Here is an 18,177-nt window from a genome sequence, read left to right as displayed (position 1 = left end):
GTCCGCACCGCCCAGGTGGCACACCAGCAGCTCCTAGTGGCCGAGCGCCCTTACCGGAGGTGGTGGGCGCGTTCCCGGCGACCGATGGCCAGGCGGTTGCCCGCTTCCGCGGACGCTGGCGGGACGGCGAGGTGCGCGGCGTCGACCTTCCCAGGGGCTCGGTCACCGTCATCGGCCAGTGCTTCGCCGATGACGGCCGCCTACGGAGCGAAGCCGCCCGTGCGCTGCGTAACGGCGACCCCTCCGCGCTGACCCGGCTGCCGGGGGCGTACGCCTGCCTCGTCCTGCGCGACGGCGAGTTGCTGCTGCTGGAGGACGTGGCGGGCCAGTACCCCTTCTACTACAGGTACAGCGGTGGGCAACTATGGTTCGGGGACCGGCCCGCCGCCGTGGCCGAGGCCGCCGGCATCGAGTGCCGCGCGGATACGGGGGTGCTGGCAGCACTGATCCTCTGCCCCGGGGTGCCTGCCCTGATCGGGGACAGTTCACCGGTCGAGGGCATTCGACGGCTGGGCGGAGGCCATGCCCTGCACATCAACGACCGTGGCACCCTGCGGCGTTGGGCGTATGAACCGCTGTCGGCCGCCGACCCGGGATCGACGGCCCGAACGATCGGGGGCATCGAGGCGGCCGAGGCCGTACGGAAGTCGCTCGACGACGCGGTACACGTGCGCGCCGACCGCGCCGACCGGCTGACCACCGACTTCAGCGGCGGACTGGACTCGACCTCGCTCGCCTTCCTGACGCTGGCCCATCGCCCCGGCGAGCTGGAGGCATTCGTCTACCATCGCCCCGGATCCCCCTGCGACGACCTCCCGTACGCCGAACGCTACGCACGCCTGAATCCCCGACTGCGTCTGGAGACGGTCACCGGTGGCATCGGGGAACTGAGCTTCCAGGGCCTGGACCAGAGTGGTTTCACCGAGGTGGCCCAGCCCGGCGCGGCCACCCGTGCCCGCACACGGCTGCGCCTGCGCCACATCGCATCCCGGGGCGGCGGCCTGCACCTCGGGGGAGAGGGCGGCGATGCCCTCTTCGCGGCACCCGCCGCTTACCTGGCCGACCTCGTCCGGCCAGGGAGCCTGCGCAGACTGCGCGGTGACAGCTGGGCACTCGCCCGGATGCGGAACGTGTCCCCGACGTCCGTCCTCGCCGCGGCGGTCCGATTGTCCCGGACGCCCATGGACACTGCGCTGAGGCAGCTCGCCGATCGCCTTGAACGGCCGGGGGAACGTGAGGTGAGCTGGTTGGACACCATCGCCTGGTGGCCCAAGCCAGGCCGGGAAGCCCTGTGGCTCACCAGCTCCGCCCGGCGGAACCTGGTGGAGCTGGCAGCCCGGCGGGCGGACGCGGTGCAGGGGCGGCCGTCCCTGTCCGCGGCCGAGCAGTGGACGCTTTGCGAACTGCACGCCTCGGCGGCGATGCAGCGCTATCTGTCCGACTGCGCAAGGGAGTTCGACGTCTGGCCGCAGGCTCCGTTCCTGGACCACGGAGTGATCCGTGCCTGCCTCGCCCTTCCCGCGAGCCTTCGGGCCGGTCCACCCGCCCCCAAACCCCTACTGACCACGTCACTGGCAGGCGCCGTGCCCCCCGAAGTGCTGGCCCGCAGGACCAAGGGCGACTACAGCTCGGAGGACTACGCGGGAGCCCGTACGGCCTCACCCGCATTGCGCGCCCTGATCACCTCGTCGCGCCTGGCCGAACTGGGGGTCATCGAGCCGGCGTCCGTGAGCGCGTCGCTCGACAGGGCCGCGATGGGGGTGGGTGCCCCCTTCGCCGCACTCACCCGGTTGCTGGGCGTCGAAGCGGGACTGCGGGCCATGTGCGACGGCCATGAGCGAGGAGATCTCCCATGAGGGCACTGAGCGTTCCCAGCCATGTCCACTGCGGGGAGGCGCCGCAGGGCGGAGCGGCCCTCCTCAACGCCAGGACAGGGCAGTGGCACGTGATGAACCGCACCGCCCGGGAACTGTGGGAGGAGTGCCGCAGGACGGGCGACTTCGACGCGGCGGTAGCCTCGGTCAGCCGCCGGGTCCCGGACGCTCACGCGCACCGGCTGCGCAGGGACGCGGACGTACTGGCCGCGGTCCTGCTCGACCGGGGCCTCCTCGTGCGTCGGCGGCCCGGGGCAGCGGCGCGCCGGCTGATCGCATCCGAACCGGCCCCGGTCGAGTGCGAGCCACCGTACGGGCGGGTGCCGAGGTGCGAGCGGGGCCCATCGGTCGAGCGGGTACCGCCGGCCGGGCCCGTGGACGATCCCGTTCCGGCCCGGTCGCGCCTGCGCCGACGGGACCGGGCCGCCGGTCTGATCGGGCTCGCTCTTGCGGTGTGCCTGCTGCGGCTGCCCTTCCGCGTCACACTGCGCACCGTGACCGTCGTCAAGCGGTTCCTGGGACGCCGCGACGCAACGGAAGCGCAGGCAGAACGGGCCGTACGGGCCGTCCGGCACGCAGCGCGCCACTACCCGGGTCGGGTGGCATGCCTGGAACTCTCACTCGGCGCGCTCATGGCTCTGGCCCCGGCGGCTCGCGGTCTGGACTGGTGCCTGGGCAGCACCGGTGACGCACTGCGCTTCCACGCCTGGGTCGAGGTCGGTCGCACTCCTGTACCGCAGCCAGGAGATTCGGACGGCGAGGAATCGTTGCGCGGGATCATCTTCAGAGGCATCCTCAGAGTCTGATGCTCCGTCACGTCCCGCACGTTATGCCCGGAGGGACCGGGGCCGGAAGCGGCCGGGGCCCCACCGGGTCCACAAGCTCCTGGTGCGCTAACCGAGCCGAACAGGGCTCAGATAGCCCTGAACATCCAGGATGACCAGAACGATGACGATGATGATCGCCCGGACGGAGGCCCACCGCACAGGTGCGGTGCCATGGATGGAAAGTCCTACGGTGCAGGTCAAGAAAAACCACCTCCTCCCGACAGGTGACTAATCCGGGTAATCGTGGCGAGGCCGGTGCGAATGAGGTCGGCACCGCTGCCCTGCTATCAGTCTTGCCCTGTTTTCCCATGGAGACAACCGGCTCCTGCCTGCAGTGATGCCTCGCGCACCCATATCAGGGAAGCCGATTTCAGATATCCAACGAGGGCTTTCTTTGAATTGAAACCAGCGGGTGTGGATAAGGTGGCGGGGCGTGCAATTTGCCCGGTCGCCGGTGGGGCGTTCAGGAGCCGTCGGCCAGGCGTCTTGGGAGGTTCGGGGGGACGCGAAGCGGGCGCTGCCGGCGTCGCGTTGAGCGATGCCGCCCCTCGTCCGGGTGTCAAATCCGCCGATTCGATGCGCCGGCTCCGTCCCGGAGCAGGCTTGGAGTCGCAAATTTGAGCCGGGCGTAGGGCAGGCCGGCGAGGGCAAGAAATGCAAAAAAATCGTCATGCGAGCGGCCGCGGGTGCGCGTGGTCGTGGCGGTTGACGGGCCACGGTCCTCGGGCGTATGGGAAGGGCGTACACCAAGCCGCACCACTCAAGAATGCGACCTAGATCACGTCCGTTTTGCCGGATTACCGGGTCTTCCTGCCCCGCCATGATGCCTGGAAGGAAACAGCTCACAGACGGGATGCGTAAGTGAACGACAGTCAGAGCGTCGGATCGTGGCGGGAACTCGGCAGCCATATCGGTACCGCCGCGGTGCTGGCCGGAGGCGTACTCGTCGGCGCCGTCAACATCTACCTGGCCGCGAGCCTGCTGCCGACGGCGGTCGCCGACATCGGTGGTGAACGCCTCTACGCCTGGAACATGACCGTCTTTCTGACCGCCCAGGTCGTCGCGACGATGCTTGTGAGCCGAGCCCTTTCTCGGCACGGCAACGTCGGCTCCTACCTGATCGGCTTCGGCGTCTTCGCCGCCGGGTCGGTGGTGTGCGCGGTCAGTCCGGCGATGCCCGTGCTGCTGGTCGGCCGCGGCGCCCAGGGGCTCGGGGCGGGCTTGCTGACCGGTCTGGGGTTCGCCCTCATCTACTCGGCATTACCGCGTCATCTGTGGGTCCGGGGCAGCGCGTTGATCTCCGCCATGTTCGGCGTGGGCAACTTCGTCGGGCCGGCTCTGGGCGGTCTCTTCGCCCAGTTCGGCTCCTGGCGGGCGGCGTTCGTGGTGCTGGCCGTCGCCGTGGGAGTGATGGCGGCGTGCGTCCCCCGAGTGCTGCCACGAAGCGGCCGGGGCCGGGGCAAGACGGAGGCGGTTCCCGTACCGCTGGGCTCGTTGATGCTGGTTGTCGGGGCCACAGGTGCCGTGAGCATCGCCGGAATCCTGTCGAACGAGGCCCTGATAGCGGTGTGCATCGCACTCGCGCCGGCACTGGTCATGGCCTTCGCGGTGACGGAGAAACGGAGCAAGGACCGAGTCCTGCCGCGCCAGACCTACCAGACCGGCTCCGCATTGCGGTGGGTCTACCTGACCATCGCGTTCCTCGCGGCCGGCATCGGTGTGGAGGCGTTCCTGCCCTTGTTCGGCCAACGGCTGGGAGGGTTGCCGCCGGTTGCGGCGGGGTTCTTCGGGGCCACGTTGTCGCTCGGCTGGTCGGCAAGCCAAGTCGTCAGCTCCTCGGCACGTGAGCAGCGGACGGTTCGACGGCTGCGGGTGGCCGGCCCCGGTCTCCTCACGGCCGGCCTCGCGGTACTCGCTCTGCTGCAGCACCGTGACGCATCGCTCCTTCTGGTCATCGCATGGCTGCCCGTCCTCTTCCTCGCCGGCACAGGAATCGGTCTGGCCATGCCCCACCTGTCCGTTGCCGCGATGGCGAGCACACCGGACAAGACGGAGGGAGAGAAGGCCGCCGCGGCGATCGCGACCGTGCTCACGATGGCGACAGCGTTCGGTGCGGCGGTAGCCGGCCTCCTGGTCAACCTGAGTGGTCCGTCGCTGCTCACCTCCGCGCGCTACCTCCTGCTCGGCTTCGCCGCCATCTCCGCCCTCGGGATACTCACCGCGCTACGCGCCAACCACCTTGCGCAACCGATCGAGGGGCGGTCTGAGGACGAGGACGAGAGCGAGGCCAAGCGGACCGCAGGACACGGCCGATGACGATGTGATCGACGGCCGCAACACCGGTCCGTCGCGCCCGGCACCGTCGAGCAGCACCCGCTCGTGTTCCAGGAACTCCCGGCCCCAGTCGTCGATGAGTCGCTGGATCCGCGCGATGCTCTCCCGCCGGCCGCAGCCGCTCTCCCGCTCGATGGTCAGGACCAGGTTGTGCAGGTCTCCCCGGGACTCCTCCTTCTCCACGGAGTGCACGTCGTTGAGCGTGTCGACGACATCGGCGGTGATGTCGAGCATGTGGCGCAGGACCGGGTCGTCGTATGCGTGGCGGGGCAGTTCGAAGCCGTGGGCCTTCTGGCTGAGGTCGATCATCGCGTAGACGAAGCCGGATTTGCGCCGCAGGGCGAAGTGCTCCTCCACGGTCGGGATCCGGCGGTGTGCCCGGTTGTCGGCCTCCTCGGCGTACGCGTCGAAGTACCAGTCCCAGTGCCGGGCCGTCCGGTCGATCCACTCCGCGGATGCACCCTGGGACAGCCGTCGCCACACTTCTGCGAAGGCCACCACCAGTGGTCCGGATCCGTCGAGCACGCCACCGGACGAGGCCATGACGTCGTGGAAGGCGTCGCACACGGCACGTATGCGCCGCGTCTGTTGGGCGAGAGGGCAGAGCGAACTCGACGTCCTGCGGCATGGCCACGTCCCTTCTGCAAGGAAACAGGCAGGTCCGTGTGTCACCTCAGTACGCGCAGCGACCGCGGGTCCAGGACACCCTGCGATGCCGACCGGTGGCAAGCTTCCTCTCGGCCCGGAAGCGTGAACGCGTTGAACGCGGCGGCATCGCCCCCTCGGTCGGAGATTCGGTCCCGACTTCGGGTCCCGACTTCGGTTCCGGTTTCGGCTCGGTCCCGGTTTCGGTTTCCGTGCGGAGTGTTCACATGGTCGGGTGGTCGGGTGCGGGCGAGGCGGCGACGGCGTCGTCGAGGATCTGCTCCCGTGCCGAAATGACCAGTTTGTTGAGTGCGGTGGCCAGGGAGAGGATCTCGCCCGGCCGGTCCGAGACGGCGATCAGGTCGGTCGACTCGTCGAGGAAGGTTCCCGCTTTGTGGAGGAGGCCTTGAGCCTCGGGGGTGGTGGGAAGTGCGTCGGCCTTGATCAGGTTGAGCATCGTCTCCAATGCGTCGGCCAGCTCGCGGACCGCTGCACGCATCTCGGCTTCATCGGAGTTCATGCAGCATACGATCGCGGATCGAGTGCGCCTCTGTCATGCCGTCAACTTGCGGTGTGGCAACGAAACTTAGTGCTGTTCTTCGGCGGCTGCGCGGATGCTCGGCTGGTCCGGCGGGGGACGAATCCGGGGCGGGTGATGGTTCACCTGTTGGGGCGGTTTGCGTACGGATGTCGGTGGGCAACTCGCCCGGCCGTTGGCGGTTTGCTGCTAGGCCTGACGAAGGCATGGGACTCCTGGGCCGCTCAACGTGGCCGGGGGGCGGTGCGCGGTTGGGGGGGAGCATGCTGGAGCGGTGGGCCCTGCGCGGCCGGCTGTCCGGGGAGGCCGGCGAGTCGTCTACGTTCGCGGTGATGTTCTTACGGGGTGTGGACGCGGCGGACGGGTGTCCATCGGTCCCGTGGCACGCGTTGCTGTGGTCCCGGTCGGGCGCCGGTGGCCGGGAGCCGGCTGTCCGCACCTGGATGGACGGCCCGGCGGTGGCGATGCTGCGGTCGGTCGTCGAGGCCGATGAAGCGATGGACTCGCGGGTGCGCGCGGCGCTGGCGGAGGCGCTGGCGGACGGGACGCCGGTGCCTCCTGACCGGCTGCTTTCCGGGCCGGTTGTGGTTGCCGCCAAGGGACGAGTGGGGCTTGAGTACGGCGGTGTGGCCGCCCTGCGGGAGGCCGCCGACGGCTCGTACCTGCTCACCGTCCTGGAGGAGGACGGCCGCAGGGTGGACCTGGTCGTCGAGCCCACCCGGGCAGCCCTCCCGTATAGCGATCTGGGGGACCTGGGCGGCCATTGCCGGCCGCGCTGCGGCGTGCGGGGCGTGATCGCCGGACCGGGCGAGCGGCCGGTGGCGGTGTCGGGCAGCGGGTGGTACGACCACACCATCGGCGCCGACCTTCCGCGTATGAGCGGCGGGCGGCGGACGGCCGATGTCGGCTGGAGCCGTCTGGACATCGGGTTGGACTGCGGCTGGGACATCTGCGTCGGCGACGTCCAGGTCGAAGACGTCGTCTCGCGCCGCGTCACCGAACGGCGTACGGCCGCGGGCGTCGTGGCTCCCGACGGCACCGTCGTCCATGCCCGGCCGCACCTTGTGGAATCCGCCTCGTGGACCTCGCTCGCCACGCTGAACACCTATCCGACGTCCTGGGAGGTCCCGCTCCCCGAAGTGGACGCGCAGCTCACGGTCACGGCGACCGTGGACCAGGACATCCGAAGCCTGCTGTTCGGCTTGGGTCTGCTCTGTACGGACGCCGAGGTGCGGGGCACTCTGGGCGGTCGACCGGTGCGGGGACGAGCCTGGGTGGAAGTGGTGCCCGCCCAGCAGGTCACGGACATCGAGGAATACCTGGGCCGGCTCCAGACGGTCACCCGGCGCGAGGTGGATCTGCTCTACCCGGACTGCCCCTCACCGGCCTTGACGGCCTCGCTGCTGGGTGGCCGGGGCACCTCGACGGACGGCATGCCCGATACGACGGTGCACGAGACCCTGGTGCGGCCCATCCGCCACCTCACGGACCCCGGGGGCAGGGGCTGGCGGACGTTCGTGTGCTGCGCGGCGATGGAGTTGTTCGGGGTCTCCAGCGGCCCGTATGCCCCTTTGCTGGCGGCCGTCGAAGTGATCCACAGCGCGACTCTGGCGATCGACGACGTACAGGACGAGTCGACCTGCAGGCGGGGCGTTCCGGCCGTGCACACCGTCTACGGCGTGCCGACCGCGATCAACGCCGCCACCGCCGCGTACTTCGTCCTCGACCGCGTCATCGAGGACCTCGTGCCCGACGACGACGCCCTGCGCCTGGGCGTCTACCAGCGGTGGATTCGGATCCTGCGGGCGGCGCACGGCGGCCAGGCGGTCGACATCGCAGGCCACACAGAAGCGATGGACCAGGCGGTCGCCGCACACGATCCGACCGCGCTGCTGGCCCGGATCCAGGCGGCCCATCGGTTCAAGACCGGTTTGCCGGCCCGCGCCTTCGCCGAGATCGGAGGCCTGATCGTCAGAGGCGGCGCCGCGCGGATCGCCGTCCTGGGGGAGTACTTCGAAGCCGTCGGCACGGCCTACCAGATCACCGACGACCTCCTTGATCTGTACGGCGCGACGCTTCCCGCCCCGCAGGGCGAACGCCGCAAGCACTGCGGGGAGGATCTCCGGGCCGGCAAGGTCACCATGCCGCTGGCCCGCGCCGTCTCCCTGCTGCCGGCCGATGAGATCTCCCGGCTGTGGCGGTCCGTGCGCGGTGGCGGAGCCGATCCGGCGACGGTGCGCGAAGTTGCCGCCGCCGTCACCGGCTGCGGCGCAGTCCAGGCCTGCTACCAGGAGGCGAAGGCCCATGTCGACGTCGCCTGGCACCGGCTCGAGCCCGTGCTGGCGGAGTCCATCACCAAGGTCCTGGTTCGGGCCCTGGGGAACTACGCCGCCCTGCGCGAACCGGACGTCCCCGCCCGGGGAGGCGTGTTGTGGAAGTGACGGCGGTCGTCCCGCTTACGGAAGCGGTCGCAGGGCGGCACCGACCAAGCCTCACATGCGGTTTCCTACGCCATATGGTCGGGACCGATCTGAGAACTCGGGGCGTTCGCCCGCCGCGGCCCGACCTGGGTCATGAGGAACGCCACGGTCAGTCCGATCAGCGCCGCGGCGATATGGCCGATCGTGGTGAAGTCCGGGAGCCGGCCGTACCACTCCGCCGCCGTGAGGGGATAGAGCACCGCGACGGCGGCCCACCATGGGCGGGCACGGCGCGGTAGCAGCGGTGTGATGGAGGCGGTGGCCGCGATCGATACGTAGCTCACGCCATAGTCCAGCGCGTGCCGGATATCCGGCGGATACGTTCCCGCATCGATCGCCATCGCCACGACGCCGGACGTGACCAGCGTCGCCCCCACATGTCCCAGCAGCACCGCCGCGAAGGCGCGCGGTGCGCCGATCCGGTGTTCCAGGAACCCGAGGCAGACGGCGACGCCGAGTCCGACGGTGAGCAGATAGTCCAGCAACGTGCCCCGATCAACGACAAGGAGGCTGCCGAGGAGGCTGGTGACGGGGTGCCGCGGAAGGTTGTCGATGTTGGTGCTGATGTCTTGCAGTATCCGGCCGGCGGTCGACTCCGGCAGTACGCGCTTGACGACGAGGGTGTCCACGGCCAGCAGGACGAGATAGCCGAGAGTGGCCGGACTGCGGCGCGGATATCGGGTGAGCGCACGAATCGAGCGGCCGAGGAGGGTTTCGGGGGCGGCTTCGGAGTGCTGGGAGATGTCGGTCACGGTGTGGGGGGCTCCGGGGACTTTCAGGGGAGGGAATTTTCCGGGGGAGTCGTCTCGTCAGGCTGACTCCGATTCGTCGGTCGGGCGCGGGCCGTCCGGTCCGGCCGGCTGCTGTGGTACGCGGGGGGAGCGGTAGGCGCGAGCGAGGTGGCCTTGCAGCCGGGCGTGGCGGAACTGGTAGACCGCGCCGGCCTGACGGAGCACGCCCCGCTGGTAGGCGTCTTCGAGGAAGGTGACGACGGCCCAGGGCAGCCGGCCGGTCAGCGGCAGCCAGATCCGGGAGAACACCGCCCACTGCCCCCAGGCGGTCAGACTCAGCGCATAGCCGAGGGCGCCGCCGAGCCCGCTGATGAGGCCGAGCTTGAGCGAGGCCGTCAGACTCCAGACCACCGGGCCGGTGACCGTCTCGACGAGGCCGACCACCGCCATGGATCCCAGGCCGACCATGAGTCCGAAGGTGGGGGACCAGAGCAGGAGTTGGGTGGCGACGGTCCGGGAGTTCGTACGCAGCAGGCTGACCGGATTGACGGCGGACCGGATGTCGAGGGGGGCTTCGAAGAGGGTCAGCAGTCCGAAGGTGGGGCCGGCTCCCAGCGCGAACACCAGGCCGTAGACGATGCCGTCGCCGAGGCCGACGGTCAGGACGGTCGGGAGGCTGCCGTGTGCGAGGACGCCGTTCAGCACTCCGCGGACGAAGCCGTAGCAGAGGCCGAACACGAGCCCGCACACCAACCCGATCACCAGCCGGGGGAGGGCTCTGCGTCTGGTCCGCGCGTCCCGGCCGAACAACTTCATGCGCATGCTGGACGGTTCCACGGCCGCGTCGTCGGACGCGACCAGTAACCAGTACGCGATGCCGAACAGGAGCCCGGAGAGGAGTCCCGCCGCCAGCCCGTCGGCGAGCTGGAACTGGAGGGAGTCGAAGAGGGTGCCGACGACACTGTCGACGAGCCCGACGGCCAGACAGGTCGCCAGCGCGGTCACCAGTGTGCGTGTGGTGCGGCGCAGCCCGTAACCGAGCCGCCACCACTCCAGGTTGGGGGTGTCGAGCCGGGTCAGGTGGTCGGCCAGGTAGCCGAGCCAGTACTGGGCGCGTTCCGGGTCGACGGTGCGGCGCGGCCCGCTGCCGGGGCGGTGGTCGGGCCGAGGACGGTAGGCGGTGGCGATGAAGTTGTCGAGGAGGTGGTCCTCCAGCTCCCCGGGGCTGGAGAAGCGCCGGGTCTCCAGGAGCGAGGCCGGGTGGTTGCCGGGGGTGTCGCTGTAGACGGCGCGGGCGAGGGTGACCATCAGCGGAGTGGTCAGCACCGCGGCGAGGTTGGCACCGGCCTGGCTGTGCGGCCGCTCGCGCAGCTCGTTCAGCACGGGATCCCAGGCGGTCGCCGAGGGAGCCCCGCCGCGGGCCTTGCGTGTGGTGCGCGGCAGGTAGTCGGCCAGGTCGTCGAGGGTGAGGTCGGTCAGATCCACCGCGGCGGCGGAGGTGAGCACATCGGTCTCCGCCACCGCGGCGGCGTACTCGGACGGACGGCTGGTCAGCAGCAGCGGGAGAGTGGTGGCGTTGAGCGCCTCCAGCGCGGGACGGCGCAGTCCGCCGGCGATCTCGTCGAAGCCGTCCAGTACGGGAAGCACCCGGCCGGTCTCGACCAGCGCGGCGGCCAGGCTCGACCCGCCGGGCCCCGGGGCGGCGAGACCGGGGTGATCGCGCGTCAGCTGCGCGGCCAGCCAGTCCCGGAACGTCATGGCGGTCGGATCCCATGAGCCGATGCTGAAGATCACCGGTACGGCTTCGGTGCGGCTCCTCGACGTCAGGTAGTCCAGGACGAACCGCACGGCGAGGATCGTCTTCCCGGAGCCGGAACGGCCCAGCACCACCAGCCGCCCGGACGGGATCCGCCGGAACACGCCCGCGATCTCGTCCAGTTGCCCGCTCAGGTCCAGCGGACCGGGCGTGGCACCGGCGGGCAGCCGGCGGATGTTGGCCCAGTGATCGGTCAGCTCCTCGGCAACCGGCCGCCAGCGCACCGGCAGCGGATAGGGATCGTGGACCTGCCGCTGCTCCTCCTCGCGCCGCCAGCGGGCGGCCACCGTCTGCGCCAGCTGCTCGGACACATCGGCCAGGGTCTCGTCCAACGCCGACTCCGGACGGACGCCCGGCCCCGGCTCGGCGCGCCCGGCCGGGTCCTCCGACCGGGTGTCGTCCCCGGTCCGGCGGACGGCAGCCGCCAGCAGCTCCTCCCGTTCCTCGGGGCTCAGCCCGAGCGCGTCGGCCAGCAGGCGCACCGTGGTCACCCTGGGGTCGGCGCGCTCGCCGGTCTCCAGCCCCCGGATGGTGCGCACGCCGACTCCGGCGCGCTCCGCCAACGCCTCCTGAGTCATCCCGGCCGCCCGCCGCAGCCGCTTCAACAGTGCGCTGAACTCACTGGTTGTCACAGGTCACGCCTTCCCCCCGGCATGTCGATTCCCCCAGGTGAGGGACTCTAGCGCGGCCACCGGCCGGATACGGCCGGTCTGCTGGCCTGTCCGCCGCGCGGTGCCGGGGCCAGCGTCGACGGCAGCGACCAGACCGACCACCGGAAATCAGGGGACCCCGCGATGCCGACGACCGCGACCGCCGACCGATCGACCGTCACCACGCTCACGTCTCAGGAACGCGAGCTGCTCTACGCGGTCGGCTGCGGCCTGAGAGACGCCGAGATCGCCACCGCCCTCGCGCTCCCCGACGACGCCGTGGCCGGCCGCCTCGCGCGGATCCTCGCCAAACTCGGGCTGCGTGACCGGGCCGCCGCCATCGTCCACGCCTTCGACTGCGGCCTGGTCGTCCCCGGCCACGGCCCGCGCGAGCCGGTAGGCCCGCCGGCACGGACCGCCGGCCGCCAGGCCCGCGAACCGCGGGTGCGGATCTGCGTGCTCGGCCCCCTGAAGGCATGGCGCGACGGCCGGCCCGTGGACCTGGGGCCGCTCCGCCAGCAGGCCGTGCTGGCGGCGCTGGCGCTGTCCCCGGACCGGACGGTCAGCCAGCAGGAACTGCTGGACGGGGTGTGGGGGATGGAACCGCCGAACACGAAGGTGGTGCCGGTGTACATCTACCGACTACGGAAGATCCTCAACGCCGGGGACGGCCAGGACTCGGTGATCCAACGTGACCGGTGCGGCTACCGGCTGGTACCCGGCGCGGTCGAGGTGGATGTGACGCGCATGGAGGAACTGGTCACCGCCGCCGGAAAGGCCGAGCGGGCCGGCGAACTCGCCGAGGCGGTCCGGGTCTGCGGCCAGGCGGTGGACCTGTTCCGCGGTGAGCTGCTGTCCTGTCTGCCCGGTCCGTTCGTCGAGTTGGAGCGGCTACGGCTCACCGAGCGCAGGATCACCCTCGCGCAGCGGAAGCTGGACTGGCAGCTGCGGCTGGGCCGGCACACCGAGGCGATCGCCGAGCTGTGGGCCCTGGCCGTGGCGCAGCCCCTGAACGAACCGGTCGCCGCGATGCTGATGCGTGCGCTGTACCGCAGCGGCCGGCGGGCCGAGGCGTTGGCCGTCTACGACCGCACCCGCCGCCGGCTGGCCGACGACCTGGGGGTGTCGCCGGGCCGGCTGCTGAGCCGGACGCATCTGATGATCCTGCGCGGGCACGACGCCGGCCTCGGCCTCACCCGCACCACGCCATGACCGGACCGACGCCGCGTACGCGCGGTGAGGAGCTGCTGCTGGCGCGGATCTCGGCGGCGGCCGGCCGCGCGCGCATCGGCAGACGGCGTGCCACCTACGCGGGGACCGGACAGCCGACCCCCGCGCAGGCCGGCCCGCTCCGGGTGATCCGCAGACTGCCGGCCTTCGTCCGGTACGGCCGGTCCGCCGCGACGAAGGCGCGCGCGGACGCCCGACTGGACCTGTACGAGCACGGGATGACGGTCGTCATCAAGGGACGGATCCATGTCATCCGCTACGACACCACCTCGGTGTTCCACACCAGCATCCGGCCCGCGCACGACGCGGGCCGGGCCGGCGCCCTCGGCGTCCACACACTCACCGATGTCGAAGGCAAGCGGGTGGTGCTGTACGGCGGGCCGGAGCACAGCGTCGCGGAGGAATGGGCGGCCGAAGTCCGACAGGCCGTCCTCCGCGCCCAACTGCCATGGGCGCTGGCCACACTCGACCAGGGCGAACGACTCGCCTTCGGGGGCATCTGGCTGACCAGGGAAGAGATCGGGTCCGCCGAGGTCGCCGCCCGGTGGCCGCAGGTGCGGAGCCTGGGGGTCGAACACGGCGCCGTCAGGCTCGACATCGACGGCACCTGGCACACCCTGGCGGCCACCGCGTCGACGATCCGGAACCTCTTCGTCCTTCGCGCGCTCGTCGAGCACTTGCGCACCGACGGTGGGCGCTCATGACGACGAGCCGGTCTCGCGACGTCCACCACGACCTGCCCTAGGTGTGCCGCCCCGGCACACCTGGCGCATGGTGACGGGCGATGTCCCGATTCCTCACGACCGCCCGCCGAACTGCCAGTGGTGGACCTCGACGGCGGCGTATCGGTCGCGGGTCAGGACGGTGCGTGCCGTGTCCGGGTCCGGCGCGCGGACCAGGGCCGCGGTACCCACCCAGGTGGCGCCGTCGTCGGACAGCAGCGGCCCGTACGCGATCAGTTCGTCCTGGTCGGGCGGCAGGGCGAGGTCGGCTGCAGGTCCCGTGCCGAGGCCGAGCACCAGGTAGCGGCTGCCCTCGGTCGGGCCGCCGGGGAAGTCCCACATCGTGCGCCCCAGTATGTTGCGCCACCGGCGCAGCAGCACGTCCCGGTACACGCCGGCCTGGTAGCCGGGCTCGTCGAAGGCGAACGCGCGGGCGGCGGCGAGATCGGGCAGGTCGACGATGTGGACGCTGCCGGTGGGCACGTCGCCGGCGAGCGTCGGGCCGCGGGCGATCATCTCCTTCGCGTACCGGTCCATATAGGACCAGTGCTCTTCCAACAGCTCGTCGCGCAGCGCCAGGGAGTCGGGTCGATCGCGGTGGTAGCAGAAGAACTCCATGACCACATTATCGAGGCGCCGGTCGATGAGGGGGTCGGGTATCCCGGCGTCGGCCGATCTCGCGGCCGACGCCGGGCTCCGTCAGCCGTGGATCGGGCGGGCAGTCGGCCTTCGCAGCAGGGCCACCGTGCGTGCGGTGACGACCGTGGTGGAGGCGAGAGCACCCGCGGCGGCGCAGGCGACGAGGGCGGGCCAGGCGTAGGCGGTCTGGGCGAGCGTTCCCGAACGGTTCATCAGCAGGCCCAGCAGCGTCGCGAGTTGGGTGAGGAGAAGGACGGGAAGGGCCTGGGGCAGCATCCGCAGTGTCGTGCGCCCCCATGCTCGACGTGCGGTGCGCAGCGCCGCCCACCGGCGGGCGCGCAGGACGCCGCGGACGCCGAGGCCCACGGCCAGCAGGGTGAGGGCCGCCAGGACCCAGTCGGCCGTCATCGAGAAGGGCTCGGCCACCTCGGGGTGCTCGCCCTGGGCGAGGTCGACCAGGCCCTGCAGGATCTGGGGTGCGTCGTCCCCGGAGATCATGCCGGTGTTGGTGACGACCGCGATGCCGATCCTGCTGTCGGGCAGCAGCGCCGCCATGGAGTTGTGGGTCAGTAGTTGGCCCGTGTGCTGGATCATTCTGGGGCCGCCAACGGGTCGGTTCTCCGTCCAGCCCATCGCGTAGTCGCTGTCCTTGGACGCTGGTGGCGGGGTGTGCGTGAGCTCGATGGTGCGCGCGGTGGCGATACGGCGTCCGTCGGCGGACACCCCCTGGTTGTTCTGGGCGATCAGCCACTGGGAGAGGTCGTCGGCGGTGGTGACGACGCCATGGCCGCCGGCGGTGAACCAGCGGGGGTGGGAACGGGGGACCACCGTGCCGTAGGCGCGGACGTAGCCGCGGGCGTGGTCGGGCATCTCGTCGGTGGTGTCGACGGACGCGGTGTGCGTCATGCGCAGCGGCCCGAAGAGCCTGGCGGACAGGTAGTCGGCGAAGGGCCGTCCGCTGACGACCTCGACCAGGCGGGCCGCGACGAAGTAATTGGGGTTGTGGTAGCGGTACTTGGTGCCCGGGGCGGTGGCCAGGCGCGCCCCGCGCATCGCGGCCACCGCCTCTTCGAGCGTGTGCGGTTGGGCGCGGGTCAGATCCGGATAGGTGGAGTCGGCCATGCCCGAGGTCTGGGTCAGCAACTGGCGGACGGTGATCCGTGCCGCGCGCCGGTCGTCCATGGTGAACTCGGGCAGATAGCGGTGCACGGGCCGGTCCAGGTCGACCTTGCCCGCCTCGACCAGCTGCATGACGGCGAGTGCGGTCATGGACTTCGACAGCGATGCCACGGGGAGGCGGGTGCGCGCGGTCACCGCCTGCCCGGAGGCGGTGTGCCCGTAGCCGGCCGTGTGGAGGACCCGGTTGCCCTTGGTCACGGCGATCACCGCGCCCGGCAGACGCGTCTGCTCCAGGTAGTCGCCTACGAAACGGTCGATCGAGGCCGGAGTCAGGCTCGCGGCGGGTCGGGCGGCCGATGCGGCCGTCGGGAGGGAAACGGCGGCCGTCGCGATGCCGAACGCGGCCACCAGGACGCCCAGTCGGCGACCGGCGCCACTGCGGACGGTGAACATTCTCATGGCGCCCAGTGCACCGGTTCGCCCCGGTCGGCGCATTGGCGTACATGGGAGGCACGAAGGTAGTGCCAGCACTACCGCATCAAGATCCCCGCCCCGGTACGGTCGGCGGGTGCGACATCGAACCGCCTGGCAGGCCCTGGGCCAGAACCCGCTGAAAATGCTTCGGTCGAGCTGGCCTTGGCGGTCCTTGGCCTACCTGCTGTCCGGGGTCGCCTTCGGCGCCCTCGCCACGGCCGTCCTGGTGAGCGCGCTGATCGCGGGCATCGTCTCCCTGATCGTGGTCGTGGGCGCCGTGCTGCTGCTCGGTGTCGCGCTGTCGGGTATCGCCGTCACCCGCTTCGAGCGGTGGCGCCTGCGCCTGGTGGACCTGGACCCGGTGCCCGACCCCCATCAGGCCCCCGAGCGCCCGGGGTTGCGCGGCTGGCTGCGAACCCGGCTGCGGGAGCCGGCGACCTGGCGCGAGTTGGGCTTCACCGCGGTGTCCTCGGCCGCCCTGTGGTGGATGGACTTCCTCGTACTGGGCTTCGCCCTGGTCGTCCCCGTAGTGGTGATGTACTCGCCGGCCGACGACCCCGGTGCCTGGCCGCTGACGATCGTCGGCCTGTGCCTGCTGGTCGCCGCGCCGTACACCATCACCGCGTGGGCCGGCGCCAGGGCCGCGCTGACCCGCCTGATGCTGGCGCCCCGCGACAGCGAACTGGGCCGGCAGCTCATCGACGTACGGGCCTCCCGCGCGCGTCTGGTCGACGCCTTCGACGCGGAACGGCGCCGGATCGAGCGGGACCTGCACGACGGAGCGCAGCAGCGGCTGGTCTCCCTCAACGTGACGCTCGGACTGGCCCGTCTCGACGTCGCCCCGGACTCACCGCTGGCCGGGCAGATCGCCGACGCCCAGGCCCAAGTCACCCTCGCCGTCGAGGAGTTGCGTGAACTCAGCCGCGGCGTGCATCCGAAGGCCCTCACCGACCACGGCCTGCCGGCGGCCGTCGAGAACCTCGCGGCCCGCTCCGCCCTGCCCGTCACCGCCGACATCCGCCTGCCGCGCCGGGTGCCGGTCGCCGTGGAGACCACCGCGTACTTTGTGATCGCCGAAGCGCTGACCAACACCACCAAGCACAGCCGAGCGACCCGAGCCGAGGTGCACGCCCGCCTCCACACCGACGTCCTGACCCTGTCCGTCAGCGACGACGGCATCGGCGGCGCCGCCCCCGAGGGGGGCACTGGCCTGACCGGCCTCGCCGACCGCGTCGCCGCGGCGGACGGCAGACTCCGCATCTCCAGCCCACCGGGCGGACCCACCCTCCTGCACGTGGAGCTGCCGTGCCACTGACCGTCGTGCTCGCCGAGGACTCCCCGCTGATGCGGGACGGCCTGGTCGGCGTGCTCACCCGCTTCGGCCACCAGGTGCTCGCCGCCGTCGGCGACGCGGACGCCCTGGTCACCGCCGTCCAGGAGCACAACCCCGACATCGTCGTCACCGACGTCCGCATGCCACCGGAGAACACCGACGACGGGCTGCGCGCCGCGGTGCTCCTGCGCCACGAGCGCCCCACCCTGCCGATCCTGGTCCTCAGCCAGTACATCGAGCAGTCCTACGCCGCCCATCTGCTCGACCTCGGCAGCGACACCGGCGTCGGCTACCTCCTCAAGGACCGGGTCAGCGCCGTCGGCGAATTCGTCGACGCGGTCGCCCAGGTCGCGGCGGGCGCGACGGTCGTGGACCCCGAAGTGGTCCGCCAGCTGCTGAACCGCCGCCGTGATCCGCTGCAGCGCCTCACCCCGCGCGAGCGCGAGGTGCTGTCCCTGATGGCCGAGGGCCGGGCCAACGCCGCCATCGCCCGCGAGCTGTACGTCACGGAAGCCGCGGTCAACAAGCACGTCAGCAGCATCCTGCAGAAGCTCGACCTCCACCTCGACGGCCAGGGGCACCGCCGCGTCCTGGCCGTCCTCACCTACCTCCGCGCCTGACGGCCCGAGCGGCCGGAACGGCGGGCGCGGGCCCATGCGTATGCCCTGTGAAGCGCGCGGAGTGCTCTGGCCAGGCCGATACTGGTTCGAGTCGAGCCAGGCGCCCGGTCGCAGCGGATCGAGCAGCGCCCCGGACGCCGACGCG

At 71.2% G+C, this 18,177-nt stretch carries 14 protein-coding genes; 8 read left to right on the top strand and 6 right to left on the bottom strand.

The window, feature by feature from the left end:
• Positions 1-62 precede the first annotated feature (62 nt).
• From WAB15_RS04100 to WAB15_RS04090, 3 genes are all read left to right on the top strand, one after another.
• Complete coding sequence (locus WAB15_RS04100; protein WP_407285357.1) at positions 63-1,856, top strand: asparagine synthase-related protein; 1,794 nt, start codon at positions 63-65, stop codon at positions 1,854-1,856.
• Entirely contained in the window at positions 1,853-2,680 is an 828-nt protein-coding gene (locus tag WAB15_RS04095) for a lasso peptide biosynthesis B2 protein (protein ID WP_407285356.1), read from the top strand. The genes WAB15_RS04100 and WAB15_RS04095 overlap by 4 nt, the downstream gene beginning before the upstream one ends.
• Positions 2,681-3,562: 882 nt before the next feature.
• Complete coding sequence (locus WAB15_RS04090) at positions 3,563-5,017, top strand: MFS transporter (RefSeq protein WP_407285355.1); 1,455 nt, start codon at positions 3,563-3,565, stop codon at positions 5,015-5,017.
• Here WAB15_RS04090 and WAB15_RS04085 read toward each other — a convergent pair.
• Complete coding sequence (locus tag WAB15_RS04085; protein WP_407285354.1) at positions 4,925-5,602, bottom strand: terpene synthase family protein; 678 nt, start codon at positions 5,600-5,602, stop codon at positions 4,925-4,927. The genes WAB15_RS04090 and WAB15_RS04085 overlap by 93 nt on opposite strands.
• Before the next feature lie 301 nt (positions 5,603-5,903).
• Positions 5,904-6,200, bottom strand: coding sequence for a hypothetical protein (locus WAB15_RS04080; protein WP_407285353.1), 297 nt, complete (start codon positions 6,198-6,200; stop codon positions 5,904-5,906).
• A 281-nt stretch (positions 6,201-6,481) separates the two neighbouring features.
• Between WAB15_RS04080 and WAB15_RS04075 the strand changes: the two genes are divergently transcribed.
• Positions 6,482-8,659: a polyprenyl synthetase family protein gene (locus WAB15_RS04075; RefSeq protein WP_407285352.1), complete on the top strand. Its 2,178-nt coding sequence runs from the start codon at positions 6,482-6,484 to the stop codon at positions 8,657-8,659.
• A 65-nt stretch (positions 8,660-8,724) separates the two neighbouring features.
• On the opposite strand, the gene WAB15_RS04070 is transcribed toward WAB15_RS04075, so the two are convergent.
• Both WAB15_RS04070 and WAB15_RS04065 read right to left on the bottom strand, forming a co-directional pair.
• Positions 8,725-9,450 (bottom strand): rhomboid-like protein, encoded by a 726-nt coding sequence (locus WAB15_RS04070; protein WP_407285351.1) that lies wholly within the window; start codon positions 9,448-9,450, stop codon positions 8,725-8,727.
• Positions 9,451-9,507: 57 nt separating this feature from the next.
• Positions 9,508-11,877, bottom strand: coding sequence for a helix-turn-helix domain-containing protein (locus WAB15_RS04065; protein WP_407285350.1), 2,370 nt, complete (start codon positions 11,875-11,877; stop codon positions 9,508-9,510).
• 162 nt (positions 11,878-12,039) lie between these two features.
• Here WAB15_RS04065 and WAB15_RS04060 point away from each other — a divergent pair, with 162 nt between their 5' ends.
• Together WAB15_RS04060 and WAB15_RS04055 are read left to right on the top strand one after the other, a co-directional pair.
• Positions 12,040-13,107 (top strand): BTAD domain-containing putative transcriptional regulator, encoded by a 1,068-nt coding sequence (locus tag WAB15_RS04060; protein WP_407285349.1) that lies wholly within the window; start codon positions 12,040-12,042, stop codon positions 13,105-13,107.
• Positions 13,104-13,829 (top strand): DUF6585 family protein, encoded by a 726-nt coding sequence (locus WAB15_RS04055; protein WP_407285348.1) that lies wholly within the window; start codon positions 13,104-13,106, stop codon positions 13,827-13,829. The genes WAB15_RS04060 and WAB15_RS04055 overlap by 4 nt, the downstream gene beginning before the upstream one ends.
• A 93-nt stretch (positions 13,830-13,922) precedes the next feature.
• Here WAB15_RS04055 and WAB15_RS04050 read toward each other — a convergent pair whose 3' ends face one another.
• Complete coding sequence (locus WAB15_RS04050; RefSeq protein WP_399144776.1) at positions 13,923-14,465, bottom strand: YciI family protein; 543 nt, start codon at positions 14,463-14,465, stop codon at positions 13,923-13,925.
• An 81-nt stretch (positions 14,466-14,546) separates the two neighbouring features.
• Positions 14,547-16,064, bottom strand: a complete 1,518-nt coding sequence (locus tag WAB15_RS04045; protein ID WP_407285347.1) for a serine hydrolase domain-containing protein — start codon at positions 16,062-16,064, stop codon at positions 14,547-14,549.
• Positions 16,065-16,173: 109 nt separating this feature from the next.
• On the opposite strand from WAB15_RS04045, the gene WAB15_RS04040 reads away from it, so the two are divergent.
• Both WAB15_RS04040 and WAB15_RS04035 read left to right on the top strand, forming a co-directional pair.
• Positions 16,174-17,394 carry a sensor histidine kinase gene (locus WAB15_RS04040; RefSeq protein ID WP_407285346.1) on the top strand — a complete coding sequence of 407 codons (1,221 nt, stop codon included), beginning with the start codon at positions 16,174-16,176 and terminating at the stop codon, positions 17,392-17,394.
• Positions 17,385-18,032 carry a response regulator gene (locus WAB15_RS04035; protein ID WP_399144779.1) on the top strand — a complete coding sequence of 216 codons (648 nt, stop codon included), beginning with the start codon at positions 17,385-17,387 and terminating at the stop codon, positions 18,030-18,032. Before WAB15_RS04040 ends, WAB15_RS04035 begins: the two co-directional genes overlap by 10 nt.
• Positions 18,033-18,177 lie beyond the last annotated feature (145 nt).

The sequence above is a fragment of the Streptomyces sirii genome, assembly GCF_045690365.1.
Lineage (GTDB): Bacteria > Actinomycetota > Actinomycetes > Streptomycetales > Streptomycetaceae > Streptomyces > Streptomyces sirii.
The sequence above is the reverse complement of the archived record's forward strand: the minus strand, read 5'-3'. Positions and strand labels throughout refer to the sequence as shown.